Source organism: Streptomyces sp. NBC_00457 (genome assembly GCF_036014015.1).
GTDB lineage: Bacteria > Actinomycetota > Actinomycetes > Streptomycetales > Streptomycetaceae > Streptomyces.
The window spans coordinates 4,221,009-4,245,416 of the sequence record NZ_CP107905.1; the positions used below are offsets into that span (position 1 = coordinate 4,221,009).

Consider the following 24,408-nt stretch of genomic DNA (forward strand, 5'->3'; position numbering starts at 1 on the left):
TCGAAGGGTTGTGGGGAACTGCGGGCCGTCTGTGGCTGGTCGCGCAGTTCCCCGCGCCCCTTCGGGGCGTTCAGCGCCTCGTCAGATCCTTCTTGCCGCAGGCCACTCCGTCCTTGTTGCGGTCCAGCCTGAGCGGGTCGTCCTTGCCGTTGACCTTCAGGCGGCCGTAGTCGTTCGACTTGAGCCAGGCGCAGCGGGCCGCCGTCGTCTTCTTCACCTCGTCCGGGAAGGCGGTCGGCACGCAGACGTTGATCGAGCCGTAGTGCCGGTCGCAGCCGGAGACGGTGGGGCTGACCTTCTGCGAGGTCCGCTCCTTGCCGGGCTCCGTGACCTTGCCTTGGAGGTCGTCGGCGAAGGAGTGGACGTGGGCCGAGGCGTCGGTGGCGCTGAGGGCCGAAGGGCCTTGCAGGTGCACCCACTTCGCCACCGACGGAACTCCGTTCGCGTCGACCGCGAAGAGCATGTACCAGCCGGGCGGGGCCATGTTGGGGTTGCTCGTCACGTTCAGGTCGACGTTGTTGCCGTCCACCGCCAGCGGCAGGTCCACGAACCGCTGGTTCGGGTCGGAGGAGTGGGTCACCGCGGCCGGGCGGATCAGCTCGGCCTTGGCGATGGGACGGTCGACGGTGATGCGCTGGGTGTCGCCGTAGGTCCACTCGGTGTCGATGACCGAAGTGATCGCCGGGCGCGCGCCCTTGAGGAGATAGGGCGGCGTGTAGATCGACACGTTGTGGTTCCAGGTGCCGTTGCCCGGGTTGTCGCCGGTCGACATCACGCGGCCGTCGGGCAGCAGGAACGAGGACGAGTGGTAGCCGCGCGCCTGCGGGTCGGCGGCCACCGGGTCGAAGGTGTTCGACGCCGGGTCGTAGATCGACGACTCGAAGACCGGGTCGGCCCGGTTGTGCAGCGCGCCGCCGGTCTCCAGCACCTTGCCGTCGGGCAGGAGTACGGCGGAGACGTACATCTTGCCCTGGGTGCCGGTCTGCGCCACCTTGCCGTTGCCGAGGTCTACCGTGCCCTGCGGGATCGGCGGACCTGCCACGTAGGCCGGGTTGGCGGTCTTGAGGTCGATGACGTCGGTCAGGCGGTTGGCGTCCGGGTTGGAGTCGATGTTGCCGCCGCCGAGGGTGAGAACCTTCTGGTCCTGCGCCGGGGGCAGCAGCACGCTCGCCGACTGGTCGCGCTCGTCCTTCTTCTGCAGGCCCGGAGTCTGCGTGATCGTGTTGGCGTCGTAGTCGTAGATCGCCGATCCGGTGCCCGGGATGTTGTTGCCGAAGGTGTGGCTGCCCGAGTAGAAGAGGCGGCCGTCCTGCATCAGGATCATCGACGGGTACAGGCCCCAGTACGACCAGGTCTGGTTGACCTGCCAGGTCGGCAGCCACTTCTGCTGCGCGTCCGACCACAGCTCGGCGGTCACCGAGCCGGTCGAGTCCTCCTTCAGTCCGCCGAACGAGATGACGTCACCGTTGCCGAGGGCGGTCGCCGACGGGTACCAGTGGCCGTCGTTCATGTCGTTGGTCTTGCTGTACGTCTCGCTGACCGGGTCGAAGATGTACGAGTCCTTGTAGCCCTGGTAGCCGATCGTGCCGTCCGCCGTCGGATAGCCCTTGTTGCCGCTCATCACCAGCACGCGGCCGTCCTGGAGCTGGACGTGCCCGGCGCAGAACATGTCCTTCGGCGTGGGGACGACCTTGTAGGTGCCGGTGGCCGGGTTGTAGACGGCGCTCGTGAACGTCCCGGCCTTGAACTGCTCCTCGCTGTTTCCGGAGCCCGCGATCAGCAGCACCTTGCCGTTGTTGAGGACGACGGAGTGCATGGAGCGCACCGGGTTCTTCGTGGGCAGCACGTCCCACCTGCCGTTGGCGCACTCCGCGGGCGTGCCCGTGCACACCGGGTCCGGGACCGGGTCGGCGACCTGGTCCATCGTGTAGTCGTCGGTGGTGGCCGAGCCGGTGCCGTAGACCGAGACGCCCCAGGAGATGCGGTCGGTGCCGGCCGGGACCGCCGGGGTGCGGACCGACGCCTGGGTCCAGGCGCCCGCCGGCTCCAGCGTCTTGAGGTCGGTCCAGTACTGCCAGCCCGCCGTGGTGTCGTGCCGGAAGAGGGTGAGGGACGTGTCCGGGGTGGTCGACTTGTACCAGAGCCCCAGGTCGTACTGTTTGCCCACCGTCACGACCGGCGCGCACGCCGTCGACTCGGTGACCAGGGCCTTGCGGTCGCCGGAGACCCGGCGGGTCAGCTCGACCTTCATGGCCTTGGTGCCGGAGTGGGCGTCGGCCGTCGTGGTGAAGCTGAAGTCGTTGTCGCCCCAGCCCGACTTCGACCAGCAGTACGGCATGTCGCCGGTGCCGGCGGTCTCGAAGCCGGGGTTCTTGATGAGGTTGGCGGCGGAGGCGGGTTGGGGTGTGCTGAGGAGCAGGCCTGCGGTGAGGCCCATGACGGCCAACAGGGCCGGTCTCCGTCGCGATCTCATGCGGCTGAATCTCGTGTGGCTGGATCTCATGCGGTACTCCTTGCTGTGCGGCTCCTGCGAGGCAGATAGACCAGCGCTTCGGTTCCGACGAAGCGCAGGACGAAGGTGATGACCAGGGCCAGCGCCGTGGCGGGCAGGACGGCCAGGCCGAACTGCCCCACGAGCAGGGCGATCAGCGGGATGCGCAGCACCAGGTCGGCGTTGGCGAGCAGCGCGAACCGGATGGTGCGGTCGGCCACGTGGCGGTGCCCGCGCCGGTCGCGGAACAGCAGCTTCTCGATGAGCAGGAAGTTCCAGGCCACGCCGAACTGGTTGGCGACGATCTCCGCGGGCAGGTAGTGCATCCCCGCTCCGGTCAGCGCCCACAGCGCGAGCAGGTTCGGTACGAAGCCCGTCAGCCCGATCAGACCGAACACCACCATCCGGGCCAGCGGACCGGCCGTACGCAGCCCGGCGAGGTGCCGCAGAAAGCGCCGCCCCTCCGATGCCGTGGACTTGGACTCCCCGGCGAAGCGCTCCTGGAACACGAACGGCACCTCGGTGACCGTGCGCGGACGGCTCCGGACCGCCAGCTCCAGCAGGATCTTGTAGCCGAGCGGCTTCAGTGTCCCGTCGGTGATGTGGCTGCGGCGGATGGCGAAGAAGCCGCTCATCGGGTCGCTGATGCCGTGCAGCTTGCGCGGGAAGAGGGACTTGGTCAGCCAGGTCGCCGCCCGCGACACGGCCACGCGGTAGCTGCCCGCCAGTCCCGCTCTGCTGCCGCCCTTGATGTACCGGGAGGCGACGACGAGACCGGCGTTCGACCGTTCGCCGGTGGCCACCAGATCCGGTACCAGGGACGGCGGATGCTGGCAGTCGCCGTCCATCACGACGATCCAGTCCGACGTGGCGGCCTTCATCCCCTCGACGACCGCGCCCCCGAGCCCGCCGACCGGCTCGTCCCGGTGCAGCACGGCCACCGGGAACGGGCAGTCCCGCGCCGCCTCCCTGATCACCTCGGGGGTGTCGTCGGTGGAGTCGTCCACGAAGAGGACTTCGCAGGGCAGCCGGGACGGCACCGACTCGGTGATCAGGTGCAGCAACTCCCGTATGTTCTGCGACTCGTTGAAGGTGGGTACGACGATGGTGACGGCACCGGGCTCCGGAACCGCCCCCTTTATTTCCGCGGTTCGCCTCCGGGGCGCTCCAGTCGGTGTCGAGAGCCCGACCGTGCTCAACCCTTCGGGCCTCAGCGCTCCCCCACTCTCGGCTTCGCTCGAGCGGGGGGACCCCCATGGTCCCTCGACACCGACGCGCCCCTCCGGCTCACTCGCGGTGACCTCCAGGCCCGGCACGGGCACGGGCACGGGTGCGGTGTATTCCTGGCTCATCGGACGCCTCCCGCGGACTGGATCTGCCGGATCTCTATGCGGTCCTCGCCCTTGCCGAAGACGGCGACCGGGGTCGAGTGCTCGATGGCCGCCTTGACGTTGGGCAGGTCGACCGCGTCGCGCCGTACCGTCGGCGAGGCGACCACGTAGTCGAGGTCGCGCCAGCCGCGCGGCATCGTCTTCGTCACCGCCGGGTCGAGGTCGGCCTTGTAGAACCAGATGACGCCGAGCCCGGGCTCGTACCCGGAGTGCACCAGGTCCAGCCAGAGCGCGTCGTCGACGAGCACCCGGGTGTCCCCGGGGTCCGCCACCTCACTGCCGAGCCACTTCGAGGCGGCCCGGTAGGGCGCGTTGGCGTCGGCGGTGACGGCGGTGCGGGCACCGTCGTACCAGCGCGGTACGACATAGGCGCCGGCGGCGAGCGCCAGGACGACGGCGAGTGAGTACCGGCCCCTGGTCAGATAGCGCTTCTCATCCGGCAGGCGCCATCGGCGGAGGACGGCGTGGGCGACGGACGCGGTGCCTCCGGCGAGGACCAGGGCGAGGAAGGGCAGGGCCTGGATGACGTACATCGCGGGCAGATAGCCGTTGGGGCGCAGGGCGAGCAGGGCGAGGATCGCCACGGTGAGCGCCGGTCCGGCGAGGGCGCGGGCGGTGACCGACCAGCGCCAGGTGGCCAGCAGGAGCAGCGCGCCCGCGAGGCCGCCGAGGGGCAGGACACGGTCGTAGTAGAGCCAGGACTGCAGGACGCCGTACGAGCCGGTGCCCCGGTCCAGGATGAAGCCCGAACCCGGCCTGGTCATCTGGTACTTGATGCCGTCCCAGAGAGAGACATGGCCGCTGCCCGACAGCAACTCGCCCTTGAGCAGGGCGAAGAGCGGATACGCGAAGCCGATCAGGGCGCAGGCCGTCACGGCTCCGGTGAGAGCGAACTTGCGGGTGTCACGGTGGCTGTGCCGCCACATGGTGATGAACAGGGCGGGCAGGATGACGAGCATCGTCTCCTTGGTGAGCACGGCCGTCGCGGCGGCCATGCCCGCGCCGAAGTGGTGCCAGAGGTGACGGCTCGGGGAGGCGGCGAGGCAGAACGCCAGCAGCGTCCACATCACCGCGAGGTTGTCGAGGAAGATCTCCCGCTGGAGGACGACGGACAGCGGTGAGAGCCCGAAGAGGACCATGCCGAGCCCGGCGGCCCAGCGCGGCAGCGAGAGACGGCGGCCCAGCACGTACAAGAGGACCGCGCTGACGCCGCTGATCACCAGCATCATCACGCGCATCGAGCCGACCGTCATCGACTCGGGGCTGAGCGCGGCCGGTATCCAGGTGAGCAGGGCCATCTGGATCCAGCCGAGCGGCGGGTGGTCGTACCAGTACGTGTAGTGGGCGAGGCCCTCGCCCTGCTGGACCGCCCAGGCCTGGGCGAGATAGGTGCCCTCGTCGTCGCTGAGCGTCGGGTAGGCGGCGATGTTCCAGCCCTGGACGACGAGGATCGCCACCAGGAGCACACCGCACAGGATGAGGTCGGGACGGGAGGAACGCAGCCTCTTCGGCGGCGTCGTTCGACCGGTCGAACCGGCTACAGGCGCAGGCTGCCGCTGCGCGGGGACCTTGGTGCCGGTCACCGCGGGAAGAGTGGAGGTCACGCAGGAACGTCCTCTCGGATCACTTCGGTGAGATGCGCGCCGACATGAGTCGTCAGCTCCCAGTCGTTCCGGCCGCGCTGCTCACGCCATACGGCGCGGACGGCGGCCCCGGCGAGGAGGACCTGGTAGAAGGGGCCGCCCACCACGAGCTTCACGTAGTGGACGAAGCGGACGCGTAGCCCGTACTGCTTGCCGAAGTCGTGCAGTCCGACGACCTCGAAGACGAAGGTGACGATCGCCGTCACGGCCGGCAGGAAGGTGATGAACGCGATGGCGACCGGCACATCGAGGAAGAGCGCGATCGCCACGTTCAGCGGGATGATGACGCCGGTGAAGGCCTGCATGAACGGCGTCATCAGGGTGTAGCGGGCGAGCAACCGCTGCCCGAAGCCCGGGAGTTGCTTCCAGTCCTTCTTCCGGTACACCTGGAGGAAGCCCTGGTTCCAGCGGGTGCGCTGCTTCAGCAGCGACACGAGACTGCCGGGCGTCTCCTCCTTGGTCACCATGTCGGAGTCGTAGGCGACGACGACCTTCTTGCCGACGCTGGACAGCCGCACGCCCAGGTCGCAGTCCTCGGCGAGGCAGTCGGGATCCCAGCCGTCGGCCTCCCGCAGGACCTCCGTCCGTACGAAGACGGTGTTGCCGCCGAGCGGGATGAAACCTTTCTGCGCATGCAGATGCAGCCGGGAGCGGAACCAGAAGAAGTACTCCAGACAGTTGCGCAGGCTGTACCAGCTGGAGTGGAAGTTGATGAGCTGGACGCCCCCTTGGACGACATCCGCCCCGGTCGTCCGGAAGGCGTGATCGACGTGGGCGAGCAGCTCCGGATGGACCTGGTCCTCCGCGTCGAAGACCCCGACGACGTCGCCGCGACAGTGCGGCAGCGCCGTGTTCATGGCCTTCGGCTTGTTCTTCTTCTCATGGGTGTCGACGACCACGCGGACACGCGGATCGCGCGCCTCCGCCTTCCGGGCCACCTCGGTGGTCTCCGGGTCGTCGTGCCCGACGATGACGATGATCTCGAAGTCGGTGTGACTGGACTCCAGCAGTCGCTGGATCGTGTGGTCCAGCACGGCCTGTTCATGCCGTGCCGGCAGCAGCAGCGAGAACGAGCGGTGTTCGCCGCCGTCCGGACTGCTGAAACGGGTGGAAGCGAGCACTTCGGGCGTACGCCACGCGTGCATCTGCCACCACAAGGTGAAGGCCGCCATCCAGAACAAGGCCAGTGAAACGGCAGCGATGAAGACAGACGTGAGCAACAGATCCCCCCAGATCCCCAGAACCCCCTCACGACGGTGACCCATCACCGTCGCGACACTGTGGGGAGATTAGGGGGGAACTGTGAAGCGCGGGAGCGTTTCCGTTAAATAGTTTGTTTCCTAACGGGGCACTACTTGCCGGACACATCCCAATTTTGACACGTCGAAATCCAGCCCCACCGCTGCGTTTCAGCCGTTCAGCGCGCTGCGCAACCGCTCCGGATCGGTCGTCGGGGCGTCACACGTGAAGTTACGGCAGATGTACGCCGCCGGTTCATCTTGGACGAGCGGCCGACCGGCGAGCAGCGGAAGTTCATCGCTGTCCGGAGTCCCCACGGCGACGACCGCACCCGGGGCGGTGCCCAGAAGCGCCGTACGATGCAGGGCTTTTGTCGCCTTGTCGTCGAGGGACGGCCCCACGATCGCGACCTCCTTCGGCCCGTCGAGCAGCGCCTCGGCGACGGCGAGCCCCCACCCGATGAACCGCGGCACCCTCGGCCCCAGCGCCTTGACGACCCCCAACGCCCGCTCGGCGGCCGTGCGATGGGGCTCGGCACCGGTCTGCGCGGCATAGCTGAGCAGGGCACCGGCGGCAGCGGTCCAGCCGGAGGGAGCGGCGTTGTCGGTCGGATCCTGGGGGCGGCGGATCAACTGCTCGGCGTCGGAGGCGGTGTCATAGAGCGAGCCGGACTCCGCGTCGACGAACCGGGCGAGGACATGATCGAGCAGGAACCCGGCGAACTCCAGCCAGACCCCCTCCCCCGTGACGGACGCGAGCGCGAGGAACCCCTCGGCCACGTCCGCATAGTCCTCCAGCACCCCCGCATTCGCCCCGACCTGCCCGTCCTTGCTGGTACGGGCGATCTGCGCATGGTCGTCCAGATGCAGCCGTACGAGGAGATCGGCGGCCCCGACCGCGGCCTCGACCAGGTCGGGGCGGTCGAAGTAGGCACCGGTCTCGGCGAGCGCGGCGATCGCGAGCCCGTTCCAGGCGGCGACCACCTTGTCGTCGCGGCCGGGGGCGGGGCGGGCGGCGCGGGCGTCCAGGAGCCGCCGCTTGACCGACTCCACCTTCTCGGCGTCGAACACGCCCTCGCGCTGCGGGAGTTGCAGCACGGACGAGCCCTCCTCGAAGGTGCCCTCCTCGGTCACACCGAAGTAGTCGGCGGCGAGTTCGGCATCGTCACCGAGAACGTCCCGCAGCTGCTCCGGCGTCCAGACGTAATAGGCCCCCTCGACATGCTTACCGCTCCCGTCGTCACTGTCGGCATCGAGCGCGGACGCGAACCCGCCTTCGCCGGTCCGCAGTTCGCGCACCATGAAGTCGGCGGTCTCGAGGGCGACGCGCCGGGCGAGGGCGGAGCCGGTGGCGCGCCAGAGGTGGGCGTAGACGCGGCACAAAAGGGCGTTGTCGTACAACATCTTCTCAAAGTGGGGCACGACCCACTCCCGGTCGACGGAGTACCGGGCGAAGCCGCCGCCGAGCTGGTCGTAGATGCCGCCCCGCGCCATCCGCTCGCAGGTGTCGGCGGCCATCTGCAGCGCGCCCTCCGAACCGGTGCGCGCCGCATGCCGCAGCAGGAACTCGATGACCATGGACGGCGGAAACTTCGGCGCACCGCCGAACCCGCCGCGCTGGGCGTCATACTCACGGGTCAGGCCGAGGAGAGCCCGCGCGAGCTCTTCCTCACCCGGCGCCTCGGGGCCACCGTAGGAGATCTCCCGCCCGGCGAGATCCCGCACGATCTTCCCCGCGACCTCGGCCACTTCCTCCCGCCGGTCCGCCCACGCGCTGTGCACCCCCTCCAGCACCTGCCGGAACGACGGCATCCCGTGCCGCGGCGCCGGCGGGAAGTAGGTCCCGAAGTAGAACGGCTCGGCATCCGGCGTGAGAAACACGGTCATGGGCCAGCCACCCTGACCGGTGGCCGCCTGGACGGCCTCCATGTAGACCGCGTCGACATCGGGACGTTCCTCACGGTCGACCTTGATGTTGACGAAGTGGGTGTTGAGGTAGTCGGCGGTCTCCTGGTCCTCGAAGGACTCGTGCGCCATGACATGGCACCAGTGGCAGCTGCTGTAGCCGACGCTCAACAGGACCGGTTTGCCGCTCTCCCTGGCCTCGTCGAAGGCCTCGGCCGACCAGGGCCACCAGTCGACGGGGTTCTCGGCGTGCTGGAGGAGATAGGGGGACGTCTCTTGGGCCAGTCGGTTCGGCATGTGGTCCATCCTGCCGCAGTACCCGGGGAACGCCGGACAGCACACAACCTGAGCTTGATCCCCCGGCCCCCTCCCCTTGGAGCCCGGTCCGCAGCACACTTGACCAAGAACCATTGCCGCCGGAGGGGGACATGACATGCGGGACAGCCACCGGGCGGATGCCGAGCGGCTGTTGGTGCGGGCCGTGGAGGAAGAGGTGCGGCGTTCGGGTGGCCGTACGGACGGTCAGGTGCTGTTGTCGCGGGCGCGCGGGGAACTGGACGCCATGGCCCAGAAGGCCGTGGAGGAGTACGAGGCCTATACGCGTGCGCTGGACGAGGCAGAGGCCGGGCAGATCGGGTTCGGGAAGCGGTATGCGCGGGAGGGTGCCGGTACGCCGCTGATGGTGGCCGGGGTCGCCGCGGTCGCCGCCGCGGTGGCCGACCTGGCGCTCGGCACGGACGCGGGGACCGCGGTGGGTGCCGGTGTGGCCGTGGGGGTCGTCGGCGCGGCGGCGACCGTCGTGAAGGTCGCCGGGTCGCATCTGCCTGCCGCGCATCGTCGCGCGGGTGAGGCCGGTCAGCCGGGCGGGCCCGAGCAGCTGCGGCTGCAGTGGCTGACGGCGCTTGAGGTGCGCGGTATCCGTCCGTGGCTCGATCAGCAGCGGGTGATCACCGCGTCCACGGGTCCGAAGAAGAAGGGGCCTCAGCTGCGCGGCACGGACAAGAGCGCGGCGGCACGTGGGCGGAGTGTGCTGGAGCAGTCCTTCGGGCAACTGCCGGAGCCGGACGGTCCGTTCGCGGGCCGGCGGGCGGAGATGGCGCGGATCCGGCAGTGGGTGCAGGCGGCCCGCGCGAGTACGCAGACCCGGCCGACGGTGGTCGTGCTGCACGGGGCGCCCGGCAGTGGCCGCAGCGCACTCGCGATCCGCGCGGCGCACGACCTGAAGGACCAGTTCCGCGGGGCGTGCGTGGTGGATCTGCGGGGCGACAGCCCGGAGGAGTCGCCGCTGTCCACCCGGGACGCCCTGCTGCATCTGCTGAATCGTCTCGGCGCCCCGCGCGAGCAGCTGCTGTTCCGCGAGCGCTCCTCCCCCGACCAGCACCTCAAGCGGCTGACCGAGCTGTACCACCAGCATCTGACGGGCCTGCCCGTCACCGTCGTACTCGATGACGCCTCGGACCCCGAGCAGGTCCGCACGCTGATCCCGGAGCGCTCCGACAGCCTGGTCCTGGTCACCGCCCGCACGGCTCTCGACCTGCCCGCGGATCTGCCGGCCTGGGTGCATCAACTGTCGGTGGAGGCGCTGGACGCGGCGGGCGCGGAGGAGTTGCTGGGCGCGACGGCGCAGGACGCCTCGGGTCCGTACGACGCCGAATCCGCCGATCAGGTGCGGGAGTTGTGCGGCGGGCTGCCGCTCGCGCTGCGGATCGCGGGCTCCTCGCTCGGCCCGCGCTCACCGCGCCGGCTGGCGGCGGACCTGGGGGCGTACGGCCCGGTGGAACCGGTCGAGCGCGTGCTGTGGCTGCGCTACACCGATCAGCCCGAGATGGCACGCCGACTGCTGCGCCGCCTGGCGCTGGCGGGCCGGGCCTCGCTGGGCGCGGCGGCGGCAGCGGCGCTGCTGGCCACGGACGAGGCGGAGGCGACCCGGCACCTGGTCACCCTCGCCGACGCGGGCCTCATCGACCATGTTCGCGGCAACCGCTACCGTCTGCACGACCTGGTCCGCGCCTTCACCCAGGCCCGGCTCCTCGACGAGGAGGAACCGGCGGAGCGTACGGCGGCGCAGGAGCGGTTGATCGTGAACTACGCCGATCTCGCCGACTCGGTGCTGCGCCTGGTCGACGGCAACATGTCGACCCGCTCGGACCGCTTCAGCCCGCACGGTTTCACCTCCCTCGACGACGCGCTGCGCTGGCTGGACGACGAGTCGAGCTTCATCACGGCGGCGCTGCGGCACGCGGAGGGCGTCAACCAGGCGGCGGTGCTCAATCTGCTGGGCGCGCTGTGCGACTACTGCCTGCTGCGTGGCGACCTCTACCGCCTGGGCGAGATCAGCGAGCTGGCGCAGGCGGTCGACCAGGGTCTGCTGGTCCGCTCGGTGCAGTGGCGTACGGGTATCGCGGCCCGTCAGCTGGGTGAGCTGGACAAGGCGCGCACCACCCTCACCTCGGTGGTCGACCTGTACATGGAGGCGCATCACGACGCGGGCGCGGCCCGCGCCCTGTGCTCCCTCGGCATCACGCTCCACCACCAGGGCAATCTGATCGAGGCCGCGGCGAAGCTCCAGGAGGCCCTGGAGCTCCAGTCGTCTGCCGAGCTGGCGACGGACCGGGCCTGGACGATGCACGCGCTGGCGGCGGTGGAACGGGACCGGGCGCATCTGTCCCAGGCCCTGGAGCTGCTGAACGAGTCTCTCGTCCTGCACCGGGCCGGCGAGTCGGTGCACGGCGAGGCGTGGGCCCACTTCCAGCTCGGCCAGCTGGCGCTGCGCATGGGCGACGTACCGCGCGCGGAGTCGGAACTGACCACGGCCCTCGATCTCTACGGCCGTACCCGCGACGCCCGCGGCGAGGCCTGGGCCCTGACCCAGCTGGCCCGCGCCCGTCTCGTCGCCGGCGACCCGTCACAGGCGGTGGACCGGCTGCGCCAGGCGGCGGCCCGGCACCGGGACAACGAGGACGCCCGGGGCGAGGCCTGGTCGGTGTACTACCTCGGCCAGGCCCTGGAGGAGACCGGCAACCTGGACCTCGCGGTCCGCGAACTGGAGCGCTCCCGGACGATGTTCTCCCGGATGCGCGACGTCTACGGGCTCGCCTGCGCCCGGCACCACTCGGCGCGGACGACCCGGGATCAGCGGGCCGCGCAGACGGGCTCGCTCAGGAACTCGGGGTTCGCCCGTCAGCTGCTGGTGGACGCCCGCGCCGACTTCCAGCGGATCGGGGTGGCACACGGGGAGGCGTGGACCTGTCTGGAGCTGGCGGTGGTGGACGCGGGCAACACGCGTACGGCGCAGGCGCTGGCGTTGTGCGACGAGGCGGTCGGGCTGTTCACGTCGTACGGCGACCGCCGCGGCGAGGACTGGGCCCGCTTCCTGCGCTGCACGTTGCTGCCGTACGCCGCCCCGGGCGGGGTGGAAGTCGGGACGGCTGTGGCTCAGGAGGAGCTGGCGCAGCTGTCCCGCTCGGGTCACCCGGCCCGGGACGAGAAGCTGGACGACTATGTCGAGGCGTATGCGCTGCTACTGGAGCGCGGCGTGAACCTCGAGGCCGGCTGGCAGGCCTGGCGGCTGGGGATGGTGCCGGGGAGGCATGCGCGGGAGGTGATGGGCGTGGCTGTGCCCGCGCCCCGGTAGAGGCGCGGGGAACGTCAGCCCTGGTGCTCGGCCTTGGGGTCGGCCGAGGAGGTCCCCGCCTTCTCGGCCTCCTCGAAGTCGATTTTGCCCATGTGGCGGCTCATCGACTTCATCAGACCCCACACGGCCAGAGCCATCACCGCGAAGACGATGAACCCGAGGACGCCGGGGGTCACCTTGTCCTCGTCCACCTCCTTCGCGAGGGTGGCGAGCTGTGTCATTGCCAGGCTTGCGCTTGCGCTCATGTCAGGCATTGTCGCGGATGCCCGCGAAGAGGTCGTCCTCGGGGAGGGAGGTATCGACGAGGGACTTCGCGAGCTCGTACTCCTCCGTCGGCCAGACCTCCCTCTGGAGCTCCAGCGGCACCTTGAACCAGCCGCCGTCGGGGTCGATCTGCGTGGCGTGCGCGATCAGGGCCTTGTCGCGGATCTCATAGAAGTCACCGCAGGGGACGTGCGTGGTGAGGGTGCGCTGCCCCATGCCGGACTCGTCCCAGCGCTTGAGCCAGTCGCCGTAGGGCGACTCCATGCCGCGGTCGAGCATGGCGTGGTGCAGCGCCTCGGTGCGGGGGCGGTTGAAGCCCTGGTTGTAGTAGAGCTTCTGCGGCTGGTACACCGGGCCGAACTCCTGCTCCGGGTACTTCTCGGCGTCCCCCGCGCCCTCGAACGCCACCATCGAGATCTTGTGGGTCATGATGTGGTCGGGGTGCGGGTAGCCGCCGTTCTCGTCGTACGTGGTGATGACCTGCGGACGGAACGAGCGGATCTGCTTCACCAGCTCGCCGGCCGCCTTGTCGACGTCCTCCAGGGCGAAGCAGCCCTCGGGAAGGGGCGGCAGCGGGTCGCCCTCGGGCAGGCCGGAGTCGACGAAGCCGAGCCACTCCTGCTTCACGCCGAGGATCTCGCGGGCCTCGTCCATCTCCTTCTTGCGTACCTCGTGGATGTGCTCCTCGATGTACTTGTCCCCCTGGAGCTTCGGATTGAGGATGGAGCCGCGCTCCCCGCCCGTGCAGGTCACCACCAGCACGTCCACCCCCTCGGACACGTACTTCGCCATCGTGGCCGCACCCTTGCTCGACTCGTCGTCGGGGTGGGCGTGGACGGCCATCAGTCGCAGCTGGTCAGTCAAGACTCAAATCCTCGTCAGTCGGCGCCCGGCCCGGTGTGGGAGGGCGCGATCGGCGGCTTCTATAGTGACCGACGTCGGGGGCGAAAAATTCCGGCGCTCCGGTCCTGGCGAGAGGACGATCATGAGTACGGCGAGCACGCGACTGCCCGAGGGCCGTTACGGCCGTTCCTCGGACGAGCGTGCCGACGGCAGGCTCAGGGTCGCCGCCATCGTGCTCGGGGTGGCGCTGACCGCGCTGATCGGGTATTTCGCCTACTACTACATCGGCCAGAACAAGATCAGTGCTGAAGTGATCGAGTTCGAGCAGTCGAAGAACTCGGTGCAGGTGCATCTGGAGGTCCGTAAGGACGCCGGTGCCAGCGGCTACTGCACGGTGCGCTCCCAGGCGGAGAACGGCGCCGAGGTCGGCCGGGCGGACTTCCACTTCGACGGGGACGCCACACGCATCGACAAGGTCGTCACGCTCCGCACCACCTCGCCGGGCACCACGGCGGAGCTGCTGGGCTGCCACGCCGACTGAGGTCAGCCGGAATACGTAGCGGCTGACCTGCGTTGATGTGACTCTGATGGCTTATGTCCTCCCCCTTGGGCCGCTGAATTGTTAGGCTCGTGGTTTCGCCCTCCCCTGGAGGAACATTCTTCTGGGTAGGGCGATGCTTTGTATTCCCAGTACCGACGAGGAGCACCTGTGACCCAGACCAGCGAGAACGTCACCTGGCTGACCCAGGAGGCGTACAACCAGCTGAAGGCCGAGCTGGAGTACCTGTCTGGTCCTGCGCGCACGGAGATCGCCGCCAAGATCGCCGCCGCGCGCGAGGAGGGCGACCTGCGTGAGAACGGCGGGTACCACGCGGCCAAGGAGGAGCAGGGCAAGCAGGAGCTCCGTGTGCGCCAGCTGACCCAGCTCCTGGAGAACGCCAAGGTCGGCGAGGCACCGACCTCGGCGGACGGTGCGGTGGCGCCCGGCATGGTCGTCACGATCGCCTTCGACGGCGACGAGGACGACACGACGACCTTCCTGCTTGCCTCGCGCGAGTACGCCAGTTCCGACATCGAGACGTACTCCCCGCAGTCCCCGCTGGGTTCCGGCGTGATCGGCCACAAGGTCGGCGAGGACGCGCAGTACGAGCTGCCGAACGGCAAGAAGGCCTCCGTGACGATCCTGAAGGCCGAGCCGTACAGCGGCTGACCGGCCGGATCGCCCCCTCAGGACCGGATTTTTTCAGGACCGCGTTGTCGACGAGCCCCCGGCTGCCCTGCGGCGTCGGGGGCCTCGTCTTCAAGCCGTGGGCCTCGTCATCAGGCGGTGGCCGAGCGGTACTTGCGCACCGCCAGCGTCCGGAAGAGGACGATGATCAGGACCGAGTAGATCAGCGACGCCCACACCGGGTGCTGCATGGGCCAGGCGTCCGAGGTGGAGACCCCGGGGTTGCCGAAGAGCACCCGGCAGGCCTGGACCGTGGCGCTGAAGGGGTTCCAGTCGGCCACGTGCTGCAGCCAGGGCGTCAGTCTGCTGGAGTCCACGAACGCGTTCGAGATGAACGTGACCGGGAAGAGCCAGATCAGTCCGCCTGAGGTGGCTGCCTCGGGCGTGCTCACGGAGAGGCCGATCAGGGCGCCGATCCAGGTGAACGCGTAGCCGAGCAGGAGCAGCAGTCCGAAGGCGCCGAGCACCTCGCCGATGTTGGTGTGGGTGCGCCAGCCGACCAGCAGGGCGACGACCGCGAGCACGAGCAGCGTGAGCGCCGTCTGCACCAGGTCGGCGAAGGTCCGCCCGGTCAGCACCGCGCCGCGCGCCATGGGCAGGGAGCGGAAGCGGTCGATGAGCCCCTTGTGCATGTCGTCGGCGATGCCGGCCCCCGCGCCCGCGGTGGCGAACGTGACGGTCTGGGCGAAGATGCCGGCCATCAGGAACTCGCGGTAGACACCGGAGTCCGTGGTGCCGCCGATGTTCATGGAGCCGCCGAACACATAGCTGAACATGACCACGAACATGATCGGCTGGATGAGCCCGAAGATCACCATCTCGGGGATCCGGGACATCCGGATCAGATTGCGTTTGCCGACGACCAGCGAGTCCCGGATGGACTGGCCGATGGGGTGGGTGGGCGCCGCGACGGGCGCGGCGTCGGTGACGGCGCTCACTTGGCTGTCTCCTTCTTGTGCCGGCGGTCCTTGGGGGTGGCCGCCGTGCCGTCTTCTTCGTCCTTGACCTCTGCCACATGGCCGGTGAGGGACAGGAACACGTCGTCGAGGGTGGGCCGGCGCAGGCCGATGTCGTCGATCTCGACACCTCGGACGTCCAGTTCGCGGATGATCTCGGCGAGGAGCTTGGCGCCGCCGGTGACGGGCACGGTGAGCCGGCGGGTGTGCTCCTCGACGGTGGTCTCGCCCTTGCCGAAGCCGGTGAGCACCTGGACGGCGGTCGCGATGTCGTCGCGCTCGTGCACCACGACCTCGACGCGCTCGCCGCCGGTGCGGGCCTTGAGCTGGTCGGCGGTGCCGCGGGCGATGACACGGCCGTGGTCGACCACCGCGATCTCGTGCGCGAGGTGGTCGGCCTCCTCCAGGTACTGGGTGGTCAGCAGCAGCGTCGTACCGCCGGAGACGAGCTGCTTGATGACTTCCCACAGCTGCTGGCGGTTGCGCGGGTCGAGGCCGGTCGTCGGCTCGTCCATGAACATCACGGGCGGCGAGACGACCAGGGCGGCCGCGAGGTCGAGGCGGCGGCGCATGCCTCCGGAGTAGGTCTTCGCGGTCCGGTCGGCGGCGTCCGCGAGGTTGAACTGCTCGAGCAGCTCGGCGGCCCGGACCTTCGCCGCCTTGGCCTTCATCTGGTAGAGCTGGCCGACCATCTGCAGGTTCTCGCGGCCGGTCAGGTATTCGTCGACCGCCGCGAACTGGCCGGACAGGCCGATCGAGCGGCGCACGGCGTCGGGGTGCTTGAGCACGTCGATGCCCGCGACGACCGCCGAACCGCTGTCGGGGCGCAGCAGGGTGGTCAGACAGCGGACGGTCGTCGTCTTGCCCGCGCCGTTCGGCCCGAGCAGGCCCAGCACCGTGCCCTCGGGGACATCGAGGTCGACGCCGTCCAGTGCCTTTACGTCACCGAAGGTCTTCACCAGGCCTTCGGCATAGATGGCGCCTGGCATGTGAGTTCTCCACGTCGTTGGGGACAGGTCAGGAAATCGTCGGTTCAGGAGGTTCTTAGGGGAGACAGGGGTGAGCCGAGACACACCATAACGCGATGTATCGCGTCTCTCAAGAGGATCGACTCGGACGAGTGAGCGGACGCTCCGACCTCAGTCGATGACCGTGTAGCCCGCCTCACGCAGGGCCTGGCCGACCTCGGCGCAGTGCGTCGTGCCCTTCGTCTCCAGATGCAGTTCGACCTCCGCCTCCGTGAGCCCGAGTCGTGGATCGGTCCGTGCGTGGCTCACATCGAGGACGTTAGCGTCCACCACTGACAACACCCCCAGAAGCGTTGCCAGCGCCCCCGGCCGGTCCGTCAACCGCAGCCGTACGGCCAGGTAGCGGCCCTGCGCCGCCATGCCGTGCCGCAGCACGCGCTGCAGCAGCAGCGGGTCCACATTCCCCCCGGACAGCACCGCGACGACCGGGCCCTCGAAGGCCCCGGGATCGCTCAGCAGCGCCGCGACCGGGGTGGCCCCGGCCGGCTCGACGACCAGCTTGGCCCGCTCCAGGCACAGCAGCAGCGCGGTGGCGATCTCATCCTCGGTGACCGTGCGGACTTCGTCCACCAGATTTCCGATGATCCCGAACGGCACGTCGCCGGGCCGCCCGACCTTGATGCCGTCGGCCATCGTCGCCGGGTTCTCCACCGCCACCGGCCGCCCCGCCGCCAGCGAGGGCGGGTACGCCGCCGCGCCCGCCGCCTGCACGCCGACGATCCGCACGTCGGGACGGAGCGCCTTCACCGCGACCGCGATACCGGCCGCGAGCCCGCCGCCGCCGATACCGACGACGATCGTGCGCACCTCGGGGCACTGCTCCAGGATCTCCAGCCCCACCGTGCCCTGGCCCGCGATGATGTCCGGGTGGTCGAAGGGGTGGATGAACACCGCGCCCGTCTCGGCCGCGTGCCGCTGCGCGGCGGCCAGCGTCTCGTCGACCACCTGACCGAGCAGCCGCACCTCGGCGCCGTACTCCCGGGTGGCGCTGATCTTCGGCAGCGGGGCGCCCTTCGGCATGAACACCGTCGATCTCACCCCGAGCAGCGCGGACGCCAGGGCGACCCCCTGGGCGTGGTTGCCCGCGCTCGCGGCGACGACACCGGCGGCCCGCTCCTCCGGCAGCAGCCCGGCGATACGGACGTACGCGCCGCGCAGCTTGAACGACCCGGTGCGCTGGAGGTTCTCGCACTTGAAGTGCACCGGAGCGCCGATCAGCTGGGTCAGATGCCTGCTGCCCTCCATCGCGGTCACCCGCGCCACACCCGTGAGCATCTTCTGGGCGCCGCGTACGTCGTCGAGGGTGACGGGCCGCAAGGAGTCAGCCGTGCTGTAGCTCATGACTCAAGCATCGCAGTTCACATCCGCCGGACACCGCTGTGACCAACCTCCGAGACCGGTTTGCGCAGCGCCGGTACGACCCGCCTCCCGGCCGCGTACCCTGTCCCCCAATCCAGCACCCCCTTCATGAAGTGAGCCCCCGGCCATGCCCACAACACCTGAAATGTCGATGGACATGACGACCGTCGGTGACCGCGGTCTCCTGGACGCGCTGCAGCACGAGGTGGCGGTGTTCGCACGCCGTGCCGAACAGACCCGGCTCGGCGGCGTCGGGCAGGTGCGCAACTCCATGGACCGCGCCGCATACCTGCTGCTCAACCGCCTCGACAAGGAAGGCCCGATGGGCGTCAAGGCGCTCGCCGCGAGCATGGGGATCGACTCGTCCACGGTCACCCGGCAGGTGGCCCCGCTCGTCGACACCGGGCTGGTCAAGCGCACGTCGCATCCGGAGGACGGGCGGGCCGTGGTGCTCCAGCTCTCCCCGCGCGGGCTGTCGCGGCTGGAGGAAGTGCGCTCGTCACGGCGTCAGTTGATGGCCGAGCTGACGGCCGACTGGGCGCCGGAGGAGCGGGAGGCCTTCTGCACGCTCCTCACCCGCTTCAACACCGCGCTCTCCGAGCGGATGGCCGCCCAGGGCCTGCCGGGCGCGGAGCCCCCGACGGCCTCCTGAGTCTTGACCGTGGGGCCACCCCTGACCTCATATGAGACCGGGGCCAGTCGTCGTACCCGGCTTCGTCCGCCGTACGCGGCCCGGACCCCGTCATTCCTCAGGGGCGGGAGGCGTGGTGCGCAGTCGGCAGGCGTCGCGGGACGCCCGCCGGGCCCGGGAGTTCGAGGCGTTCGTGGCGGGCGCGGCAGGGCGGCTGCTGCATGCCGCCACGCTCCTCACGGCGGAGCCCCCGGGCGACAACCCGCGCGCGCGACGCCTGGTCACCCTGGCCCTCGCCCACACCTACGCCGCCTGGGACCGGCTGCGCGGCGAGGACCCGTACGACCGCACCCGCCAGTACCTGGCGACCCGGTTCGCCCACGCGGCCTGGCACCAGTACGGCGGACTCGGCCGCGCCCGTCCGCACCCCGGCAGCCCGCTGGCCCGGCTCTCGCCGCAGGAGCGGCTGATCCTGGTGCTGAGGCTGTACGAGGGGGTCGCCGAGGAGCAGACGGCGGCCCTGCTCGGCCTGTCCGTCGAGCGGGTCCGCGCGATCTGCAACCGCGCGACGACGACCCTGCTGCATCCGCCGCGGGGACCGGCACCGGCCATGGTGGAAGCGGGGGTGGCGCCGTCATGAGCCGGCCCGATCGTGAAGCCCTCGTACGGCAACTCCTGGAGCAGACCCCGCCACCCGTGCCGCCCGACCTGTATGCGGATGCGGTGCGCCGCGGCAGCCGCATGCTGCGCCGCAGAACAGCGGCCCGCCGAATGCTGTGGCTGCTGCTGTTCGCGGCGTCGGTGGCCTTCCTGGTGTGGTCTCTGACCGCCCGCCCGTGGGTGGAGCCGCCGTCGGAGACGACTCCACCGCTCACGGGCTGGTGAGGGGCGCTCCGCGGGTGGGGCCGTGATCGGTGGTCGGTCTTCTGCGGGTCCGTTGCGGCTGGTCGCGCCCACGCGGCGGAGCCGCAAATTGATACGGCCCCGCGCCCCTTCAGGGCGCTGCCGAACCGCACGGGACCAGCACCGAGCCCGCTTACCGGGCCAGCGCTTGCTGGAGGTCCTCCAGGAGGTCGTCGATGTTCTCGATGCCCACGGAGAGGCGTACGAGGTCGGCGGGGACCTCCAGGGCCGAGCCGGCGACGGATGCGTGCGTCATCCGGCCCGGGTGCTCGATCAGGGACTCGACGCCGCCCAGCGACTCGCCGAGCGTGAACACCTTGGCGCGGTTGCAGACCTCTACGGCCGCCTCCTCGCCGCCCTCGACCTGGAAGGAGACCATGCCGCCGAACGCCCGCATCTGCTTGGCGGCGACCTCGTGACCGGGGTGGTCCTCCAGGCCCGGGTAGAGGACGCGCGTCACGCGCGCGTGCCGGGTCAGCATCTCGGCGACCTTGGTGGCGTTCTCGCTGTGCCGGTCCATGCGCACCGGGAGCGTCTTCGCGCCGCGCAGCACCAGCCACGCGTCGAAGGGCCCGGCGACCGCGCCCATCGCGTTCTGGTGGAACGCCAGCTCGTCGCCCAGGTCGGTGTCGCCGACGACCAGCGCACCGCCGACGACGTCCGAGTGACCGCCCATGTACTTGGTCAGCGAGTGCACGACGACATCGGCGCCGAGCGACAGCGGCTGCTGCAGATAGGGCGTGGCGAAGGTGTTGTCCACGACGAGCCGGGCGCCCGCGTCATGGGCGATCTGGGCAACGGCGGCGATGTCGGTGACACCGAGGAGCGGGTTGGAGGGGGTCTCCACCCACACGGCCTTGGTCTTCGGGGTGATCGCGGCTCGTACGGCCGCCGGGTCGCTGGTGTCGGCGACCGACCACTCCACGCCCCACCGGGAGACCACCTTGGCGAAGAGACGGAACGTGCCGCCGTACGCGTCGTTGGGGATGACCACGTGATCGCCGGGGCTGAGCAGCGTACGCAGCAGGCAGTCCTCGGCCGCCAGTCCGGACGCGAACGCGAGGCCTCGGCGGCCGCCCTCCAGGGCGGCGAGGTTCTCTTCCAGGGCGGTCCTGGTCGGGTTGGCGCTGCGGCTGTACTCGTAGCCGCCGCGCAGGCCGCCGACGCCGTCCTGCTTGTAGGTCGAGACCTGGTAGATCGGCGGGACGACCGCGCCGGTGAGGGGATCGGCGGTGTTGCCCGCGTGGATCGCGAGGGTCTCGAAGTGCTGACTGATGTGCCTGTCGCTCATGGGCACCGAGGGTAATGCGCCGGGCGGGCCGGTGCGGGGTGACCGGACAGGCTCAGGCAGCGGGTCGAGGGGCCGCCGAGCGGGTTTTCCACAGGCAGCGGACCAGGTTCGCCAATTGTCGGCGGCGTCTGGAACGCTGGAGGCATGGAGATTATCTGGGTCCTGATGGCGATCGTGCTGCTCGGCTTCGTGCTGCTGCCCTTCCTGCGGCGCAGGCGCGGCGGGATCGAGCTGGTCGCGCCGGGCCACCCGGACGCCGCGGACCCCGCGAACTACGGGTTCGTACTGCAGGAGGAGCTGGACATCCGCATGCCCGGCCCCGACCAGGACCTGCTGGACGTCCTGGACGTGGTGCAGCACACGCAGCACTACCGGGCGGCGGCGCAGCTCCTCGCGGGCACGGAGGCGGAGGGCGAGCGGCGCTGGCAGCGCGTGCAGGCCTTCGCGGGCGCCGCGTCGCTGGAGCTCAGCCGGCGGCCGGGCGGGGTCAGCGAGACGCCGGGCGGGCAGTGGCTGCGGGTGTGGCGGACCGAGGCCCCCAAGGACGCGGGCGGCGCCGCGGTGCACGCGGAGTTCCTGGTTCAGCAGGCGTGGCGGACGTCGGCGCCCGGCACGGACGAGTTCCGGATCATCATGGAGGAGGCGAAGGCGGCGTGCGGCGAGGCCGCGCTGCTGGCTCCGGGTGACCCGATCCCGTACATCGTCGAGCTGTCGGTGGCCCGTGGACTGGCCTACCCCCGGGCGGAGTTCGAGCAGCTCTGGCTGAAGATCCTGGACCGCGCGCCGGCCCACATGGGGGCGCATCTCGTCGCCCTGCACTACTGGTGCGAGAAGTGGCACGGCTCGCGCGAGCTGGCGACGTCCTTCGCGGAGGCGGCAGCGGCCCGGGCGCCGCGGGGATCGCTGCTGGCCGCGATGCCGCTCTTCGCGGTCTTCGAGCACCTGCCCGAGGTGAACCTGGTCAGCGGCTTCTACCAGAGCGAGGTCGTGACGAAGGCGGTCCACGGCGCGCTCTTCGCCGTCCACGCGGCCCGCCCCGACGACCCGATGCTGGCCCACGTCCGCCACCTTCTGGTCTTCTTCCTGGTCCGCTCCGAGCGCTGGGCCGAGGCCATGAACCAGCTGATACACGTCGACGGCCACATCGGCGCCCTGCCCTGGACCCTGTCCCCCGACCCGGCGGCCGAGTTCGCGGTGTACCGCGCACTGGCGGTCGCGGGCTACGAGGCGAACGGGGGCAGCCCGGCGACGCTGCCGCACTGAAGCCGCCGCCCGCCGCCGGGCCGCTCTTCTGGGCCGCTTCGCGCGGTCAGCCCTCCGCGCGGGCGGGGAGCCGCCATCCCGGGCGCGGGAAGTGGCAGGTGTAGCCGTCGGGGTAGCGCTCCAGGTAGTCCTGGTGCTCGGGCTCGGCCTCCCAGAAGGGGCCGACCGGCTCCACCTCGGTGACGACCTTGCCCGGCCACAGTCCGGAGGCGTCCACGTCCGCGATCGTGTCCTCGGCGATCCGCTTCTGCTCGTCGTCCACGTAGTAGATCGCCGAGCGGTAGCTCAGGCCGATGTCGTTGCCCTGGCGGTTCTTGGTGCTCGGGTCGTGGATCTGGAAGAAGAACTCCAGGAGCGCGCGGAAGTCTGTCTTCTCCGGGTCGAAAAGGATCTCGATGGCCTCCGCGTGCGTGCCATGGTTGCGGTACGTCGCGTTCGGCACGTCACCCCCGGTGTATCCGACCCGGGTCGCCGTCACGCCCGGGAGCCGGCGGATCAGGTCCTGCATCCCCCAGAAGCATCCGCCCGCCAGCACGGCCCTCTGCGTCTGCGAAGCCATTGCGACCCCTCTCATATCGGTCAGCTCAATCACTCGGGCGGCAGCCCGGCGCGCACACCACCGGCATCCCCTACCCACCCGCCTCAACGCGGCAGAGTCCCCAGCGATTCCGCACCGGTCGAACCGGCCCCACGGCAGCCGGCCCGCCTTCATCAACCGCATCCGCAAGTCCCGCCAGACCCGCAGGCTCGTCGGCCAACTCACTCAGCTCGGCTACGACGTGAGCCTCGAACCCCGCACCACGTGAGGCCCAGCGGTGCGGGGATTTTCAGAGCAGATCGAGGTTAGCGGCCAGACATGCATCGTTGGCTCAAAGAGGCACATAGCCGAAGGGTGCTCACTCACCCGCGGAGCAGCGTTGATCGGACGAGACCGAGTCCTTGACCATCCATCTGACCGTCCGGTCGAAGGCCGGACGTCTGGCGTGACATAGCTGCGCACCGCGCCACACGCCAAAGGTTCCGTGGACCGGCCACCCCTCTCTATTGACATGTACACGAGCCTTCCTTATGGTCCAGGCCAATCGTTCTTCATTCGGAACTGTGTTCTCATTCGTGAACAGAAGAGGTCATCGGATGACGCGAACCAGAACCGCCCTGCTGAGTGTTCTCGCCCTACTGGCCGGCCTGCTGAGCCTTCAGCTCACCGGCCCGGCCCCACGGGCAACGGCCGCACCGACAACCTTCACTCACCCCGGCGTGCTCGTGAGCCGGGCCCAACTCGACTACGCCCGGTCAAAGGTGCAGGCCGGCCAACAGCCATGGAAGGCCGCGTACGACAACATGATGGCCAGCTCCTACGCTTCACTGTCGCGTACCGCCAAGCCGCGGGCCGTCGTGGAGTGCGGGTCGTCGTCCAACCCCAACCGCGGCTGCACCGACGAGCGTCAGGACGCCATCGCGGCCTACACCCAAGCGCTCGCCTGGTACTTCACCAGGGACGCCAGGTACGCCAAGAAGTCGATCGAGATCATGGACGCCTGGTCCGCGACCATCACCGATCACACCAACAGCAACGCCCCGCTGCAGACCGGCTGGGCCGGATCTACCTGGCCGCGCGCTGCCGAGATCATCAAGTACACCTACGACGGCGGCTGGCAGGGCGCGGGCCGCTTCGCGACCATGCTTCGCACCGTCTACCTGCCCGAGGTGATCAACGGCGCAGCAACCAAGAACGGCAACTGGGAACTGGTCATGACCGAGGCGGCGATCGGTATCTCGGTCTTCATCGAGGACCGCACCAGCTACGACAAGGCGGTCAGCACCTACCTCGCCCGGGTTCCCGCGTACATCTACCTGACCAGTGACGGCGCCCTGCCGAAGCCGCCGGCGGGCAGCAGCATCGACACCAGCGCCGAGATCATCAAGTACTGGCAGGGCCAGAGCACCTTCACCAACGGCCTCTCCCAGGAGACCTGCCGGGACTTCGGGCACACCGGCTGGGGCATCGCCTCCATAGCCGACATCGCGGAGACCAGCCGCATCCAGGGCCAGGACCTCTATCCGAGGATCCAGGACCGGCTGCGCCACGCGCTGGGCTTCCACACCTCCTACGAGAACGGCACCGCCGTACCTTCCTGGTTGTGCGGCGGCTCGGTCGACAAGGGCCTCGGCCAGGTGACGGAGGTCGGGTTCAACGCCCTCCAGAACCGCCTCGGGATCAGCATGTCCAACACCCAGAAGTACACCGAGGAACACCGGCCCTCCGGCACGGACAACTACTTCAACGCATGGACGACCCTCACGCACGCCAACAACCCCAGCTGAGGACCACCGCCGACC

General features: G+C 69.8%; 20 protein-coding genes. 8 read left to right on the forward strand and 12 right to left on the reverse strand.

Annotated elements, in window-relative coordinates; translation table 11 throughout:
- Positions 1-70 precede the first annotated feature (70 nt).
- The 5 genes from OG828_RS19000 to OG828_RS19020 form a co-directional block, all read right to left on the reverse strand.
- Positions 71-2,473: a galactose oxidase-like domain-containing protein gene (locus OG828_RS19000; protein WP_328501803.1), complete on the reverse strand. Its 2,403-nt coding sequence runs from the start codon at positions 2,471-2,473 to the stop codon at positions 71-73.
- A gap of 26 nt (positions 2,474-2,499) precedes the next feature.
- Entirely contained in the window at positions 2,500-3,843 is a 1,344-nt protein-coding gene (locus tag OG828_RS19005; protein WP_328501804.1) for a glycosyltransferase family 2 protein, read from the reverse strand.
- Positions 3,840-5,486: an ArnT family glycosyltransferase gene (locus OG828_RS19010; protein ID WP_328501805.1), complete on the reverse strand. Its 1,647-nt coding sequence runs from the start codon at positions 5,484-5,486 to the stop codon at positions 3,840-3,842. Before OG828_RS19010 ends, OG828_RS19005 begins: the two co-directional genes overlap by 4 nt.
- A complete protein-coding gene (locus tag OG828_RS19015; protein ID WP_328501806.1) occupies positions 5,483-6,745 on the reverse strand; it encodes a glycosyltransferase in 1,263 nt (420 codons plus the stop codon). Before OG828_RS19015 ends, OG828_RS19010 begins: the two co-directional genes overlap by 4 nt.
- A gap of 189 nt (positions 6,746-6,934) precedes the next feature.
- Positions 6,935-8,965: a thioredoxin domain-containing protein gene (locus OG828_RS19020; protein ID WP_328501807.1), complete on the reverse strand. Its 2,031-nt coding sequence runs from the start codon at positions 8,963-8,965 to the stop codon at positions 6,935-6,937.
- A 136-nt stretch (positions 8,966-9,101) separates the two neighbouring features.
- On the opposite strand from OG828_RS19020, the gene OG828_RS19025 reads away from it, so the two are divergent.
- A complete protein-coding gene (locus OG828_RS19025; protein WP_328501808.1) occupies positions 9,102-12,302 on the forward strand; it encodes a tetratricopeptide repeat protein in 3,201 nt (1,066 codons plus the stop codon).
- A 14-nt stretch (positions 12,303-12,316) separates the two neighbouring features.
- Here the strand turns inward: OG828_RS19025 and OG828_RS19030 are convergent, their stop codons facing one another.
- Positions 12,317-12,556 (reverse strand): hypothetical protein, encoded by a 240-nt coding sequence (locus OG828_RS19030; protein WP_328357976.1) that lies wholly within the window; start codon positions 12,554-12,556, stop codon positions 12,317-12,319.
- Positions 12,549-13,409 carry a mycothiol conjugate amidase Mca gene (gene mca, locus OG828_RS19035; protein WP_328371969.1) on the reverse strand — a complete coding sequence of 287 codons (861 nt, stop codon included), beginning with the start codon at positions 13,407-13,409 and terminating at the stop codon, positions 12,549-12,551. The genes OG828_RS19030 and mca overlap by 8 nt, the downstream gene beginning before the upstream one ends.
- Before the next feature lie 142 nt (positions 13,410-13,551).
- Here mca and OG828_RS19040 point away from each other — a divergent pair, with 142 nt between their 5' ends.
- Together OG828_RS19040 and greA are read left to right on the forward strand one after the other, a co-directional pair.
- Positions 13,552-13,950 carry a DUF4307 domain-containing protein gene (locus OG828_RS19040; RefSeq protein ID WP_328438824.1) on the forward strand — a complete coding sequence of 133 codons (399 nt, stop codon included), beginning with the start codon at positions 13,552-13,554 and terminating at the stop codon, positions 13,948-13,950.
- Positions 13,951-14,118: 168 nt separating this feature from the next.
- Complete coding sequence (greA, locus tag OG828_RS19045) at positions 14,119-14,619, forward strand: transcription elongation factor GreA (protein ID WP_328357982.1); 501 nt, start codon at positions 14,119-14,121, stop codon at positions 14,617-14,619.
- Between the two features lie 110 nt (positions 14,620-14,729).
- Here greA and OG828_RS19050 read toward each other — a convergent pair whose 3' ends face one another.
- The 3 genes from OG828_RS19050 to ilvA all read right to left on the reverse strand — a co-directional run bounded on the left by OG828_RS19050 (position 14,730) and on the right by ilvA (position 17,962).
- Complete coding sequence (locus OG828_RS19050) at positions 14,730-15,575, reverse strand: ABC transporter permease (protein WP_328357985.1); 846 nt, start codon at positions 15,573-15,575, stop codon at positions 14,730-14,732.
- Positions 15,572-16,582, reverse strand: a complete 1,011-nt coding sequence (locus OG828_RS19055; protein WP_328357988.1) for an ATP-binding cassette domain-containing protein — start codon at positions 16,580-16,582, stop codon at positions 15,572-15,574. The genes OG828_RS19050 and OG828_RS19055 overlap by 4 nt, the downstream gene beginning before the upstream one ends.
- Positions 16,583-16,732: 150 nt before the next feature.
- Entirely contained in the window at positions 16,733-17,962 is a 1,230-nt protein-coding gene (gene ilvA, locus OG828_RS19060) for a threonine ammonia-lyase (RefSeq protein ID WP_328357991.1), read from the reverse strand.
- Positions 17,963-18,125: 163 nt separating this feature from the next.
- Here ilvA and OG828_RS19065 point away from each other — a divergent pair, with 163 nt between their 5' ends.
- The 3 genes from OG828_RS19065 to OG828_RS19075 all read left to right on the forward strand — a co-directional run bounded on the left by OG828_RS19065 (position 18,126) and on the right by OG828_RS19075 (position 19,496).
- A complete protein-coding gene (locus OG828_RS19065; RefSeq protein WP_210577035.1) occupies positions 18,126-18,632 on the forward strand; it encodes a MarR family winged helix-turn-helix transcriptional regulator in 507 nt (168 codons plus the stop codon).
- A gap of 115 nt (positions 18,633-18,747) precedes the next feature.
- Positions 18,748-19,251 (forward strand): sigma factor-like helix-turn-helix DNA-binding protein, encoded by a 504-nt coding sequence (locus OG828_RS19070; RefSeq protein WP_328501809.1) that lies wholly within the window; start codon positions 18,748-18,750, stop codon positions 19,249-19,251.
- Positions 19,248-19,496 carry a hypothetical protein gene (locus OG828_RS19075; protein ID WP_328357997.1) on the forward strand — a complete coding sequence of 83 codons (249 nt, stop codon included), beginning with the start codon at positions 19,248-19,250 and terminating at the stop codon, positions 19,494-19,496. Before OG828_RS19070 ends, OG828_RS19075 begins: the two co-directional genes overlap by 4 nt.
- 151 nt (positions 19,497-19,647) lie before the next feature.
- Here OG828_RS19075 and OG828_RS19080 read toward each other — a convergent pair whose 3' ends face one another.
- Entirely contained in the window at positions 19,648-20,805 is a 1,158-nt protein-coding gene (locus OG828_RS19080) for a cystathionine gamma-synthase (protein ID WP_328438828.1), read from the reverse strand.
- Between the two features lie 144 nt (positions 20,806-20,949).
- On the opposite strand from OG828_RS19080, the gene OG828_RS19085 reads away from it, so the two are divergent.
- Positions 20,950-22,068: a hypothetical protein gene (locus OG828_RS19085; RefSeq protein ID WP_328501810.1), complete on the forward strand. Its 1,119-nt coding sequence runs from the start codon at positions 20,950-20,952 to the stop codon at positions 22,066-22,068.
- 46 nt (positions 22,069-22,114) lie between these two features.
- Here OG828_RS19085 and msrA read toward each other — a convergent pair whose 3' ends face one another.
- Positions 22,115-22,627 (reverse strand): peptide-methionine (S)-S-oxide reductase MsrA, encoded by a 513-nt coding sequence (msrA, locus tag OG828_RS19090; protein ID WP_210577032.1) that lies wholly within the window; start codon positions 22,625-22,627, stop codon positions 22,115-22,117.
- 575 nt (positions 22,628-23,202) lie between these two features.
- Between msrA and OG828_RS19095 the strand changes: the two genes are divergently transcribed.
- Entirely contained in the window at positions 23,203-24,393 is a 1,191-nt protein-coding gene (locus OG828_RS19095; protein ID WP_328438829.1) for an alginate lyase family protein, read from the forward strand.
- Positions 24,394-24,408 lie beyond the last annotated feature (15 nt).

Bases quoted from the DNA above. Each gene is read 5' to 3' on its own strand.
- OG828_RS19040 (WP_328438824.1), top strand. From the start codon at position 13,552: ATGAGTACGGCGAGCACGCGACTGCCCGAGGGCCGTTACGGCCGTTCC.
- mca (WP_328371969.1), bottom strand. From the start codon at position 13,409: ATGGCCGTCCACGCCCACCCCGACGACGAGTCGAGCAAGGGTGCGGCC.
- OG828_RS19055 (WP_328357988.1), bottom strand. From the start codon at position 16,582: ATGCCAGGCGCCATCTATGCCGAAGGCCTGGTGAAGACCTTCGGTGAC.
- OG828_RS19005 (WP_328501804.1), bottom strand. From the start codon at position 3,843: ATGAGCCAGGAATACACCGCACCCGTGCCCGTGCCCGTGCCGGGCCTG.
- OG828_RS19075 (WP_328357997.1), top strand. From the start codon at position 19,248: ATGAGCCGGCCCGATCGTGAAGCCCTCGTACGGCAACTCCTGGAGCAG.
- OG828_RS19095 (WP_328438829.1), top strand. From the start codon at position 23,203: ATGACGCGAACCAGAACCGCCCTGCTGAGTGTTCTCGCCCTACTGGCC.
- ilvA (WP_328357991.1), bottom strand. From the start codon at position 17,962: ATGAGCTACAGCACGGCTGACTCCTTGCGGCCCGTCACCCTCGACGAC.
- OG828_RS19025 (WP_328501808.1), top strand. From the start codon at position 9,102: ATGCGGGACAGCCACCGGGCGGATGCCGAGCGGCTGTTGGTGCGGGCC.
- OG828_RS19020 (WP_328501807.1), bottom strand. From the start codon at position 8,965: ATGCCGAACCGACTGGCCCAAGAGACGTCCCCCTATCTCCTCCAGCAC.
- OG828_RS19030 (WP_328357976.1), bottom strand. From the start codon at position 12,556: ATGCCTGACATGAGCGCAAGCGCAAGCCTGGCAATGACACAGCTCGCC.
- OG828_RS19065 (WP_210577035.1), top strand. From the start codon at position 18,126: ATGTCGATGGACATGACGACCGTCGGTGACCGCGGTCTCCTGGACGCG.
- msrA (WP_210577032.1), bottom strand. From the start codon at position 22,627: ATGGCTTCGCAGACGCAGAGGGCCGTGCTGGCGGGCGGATGCTTCTGG.
- OG828_RS19080 (WP_328438828.1), bottom strand. From the start codon at position 20,805: ATGAGCGACAGGCACATCAGTCAGCACTTCGAGACCCTCGCGATCCAC.
- OG828_RS19085 (WP_328501810.1), top strand. From the start codon at position 20,950: ATGGAGATTATCTGGGTCCTGATGGCGATCGTGCTGCTCGGCTTCGTG.
- OG828_RS19000 (WP_328501803.1), bottom strand. From the start codon at position 2,473: ATGAGATCGCGACGGAGACCGGCCCTGTTGGCCGTCATGGGCCTCACC.